This window comes from Streptomyces sp. UH6, assembly GCF_013421635.1.
GTDB lineage: Bacteria > Actinomycetota > Actinomycetes > Streptomycetales > Streptomycetaceae > Streptomyces > Streptomyces abyssomicinicus.
Map to the genome: position 1 here is coordinate 1 of NZ_JACADT010001298.1, position 1281 is coordinate 1281.

Here is a 1281-nt window from a genome sequence, read left to right on the forward strand (position 1 = left end):
CCGGGGCCGGATCCTCTACCGGTACCGCAACTGAGCGGCGGCCGGCGGCCGGCGCGCGCACCGGGCTCCCGGGGCGCACGCCGGCCCCGCGCCGGGCGCGGGCGGCGGCTCAGACCTTCTCGAGCGGGCGGTGGGGTTCCGCCGGGAGGGTGATCGTGACGGTGTCCCCGGGGCGGACGACGCCGCCGGTGCGGACGACGCTCATGACGCCCGCCTTGCGGACCACGTCGCCCGCCTCGTCGCGGCCCACGACCTGCCTCAGCAGCCCGCGCTGGAAACCGTCGATCTGCAGGCAGGGGTTGCGCAGCCCGGTCACCTCGACGACCGCCTCCTCGCCGAGCCGCAGCAGGGTGCCCGTCGGCAGCCCGAGCAGGTCGACGCCCTGGGTGGTGATGTTCTCCCCGAGTTCGCCGGGGGCCACCATGTACCCGGCGGACGCGAGCTCGTCGAAGAGCTCGGAGTGGATCAGGTGCACCTGCCGCAGGTTCGGCCGGGTGGGGTCCGCGGCGACGCGTGACCGGTGCTTGACGGTCACCCCCGCGTGGACGTCCCCTTCCACCCCGAGCCCGGCGAGCAGCGTGACGCTCTCCTGGTTGGGCTTGGTGAAGCTGTACTCCTCGTTGCGGCTGACAGCCACTACCGTCGCGTCCACGGTTCCCTCTGTTCGTCGGACATCCTCAGGAGGTAGCCAAGCCGAGAGCGGGGACGAGGGCAATGGGTGTCCGTGCCGAAGTCCGCGCGGAGGTGAGGGAGTCGGCGTCAGTCGTCGTACCAGCCGGTCACCGGGCCCATCCGCCCGTCGAGCCACCGGACCATCTCCCGCATCGCGCGCAGTCCCTCGTCCTCCGCCGAGGCGACGACCTCGGCGGAGCCGGCCGGCAGTTCCGCCCGCAGCCGTGCCCGCTCGTCCGGCGGCGCCTCCCACCGCAGCGCGGCCCCGGCCCGTTCGGCCAGTGTCACGGCGGTGGCGACGAAGCCCTCGGAGAGGGCGGCGCGGATCGCGTGGATCGTCCGCCGGTGGTGGTCCAGAAGGGCGTTGGCGAAGACCTCCAGGGCGGCGGCGTCGACCTCGCACTCGTCGTTGATCATCGGCCCGAACCCGGACGGCAGCCCCGTCTCCGCCTCGAACACCGGCACCTGGCGCAGGAACAGCCGCGCCACCCCGGTGGCCGGGTTCCACAGGACGGTGTCCCCGCCCAGGAGGAAGTACTGACTCAACGACCGCCCCTTTCCCGTACGGACGGCGATCGTAGAGGCTCGCCGGACAACCGGCGCAGCCGG

The 1281-nt window shown here is 73.5% G+C and carries 2 protein-coding genes; both read right to left on the reverse strand.

What is annotated here, in order from left to right; all coding sequences use genetic code 11:
• Positions 1 to 109: 109 nt before the first annotated feature.
• Entirely contained in the window at positions 110 to 652 is a 543-nt protein-coding gene (locus HW445_RS31420) for an MOSC domain-containing protein (RefSeq protein ID WP_180224169.1), read from the reverse strand.
• A gap of 107 nt (positions 653 to 759) precedes the next feature.
• A complete protein-coding gene (locus HW445_RS31425; RefSeq protein ID WP_180224170.1) occupies positions 760 to 1218 on the reverse strand; it encodes a DUF6086 family protein in 459 nt (152 codons plus the stop codon).
• Positions 1219 to 1281 lie beyond the last annotated feature (63 nt).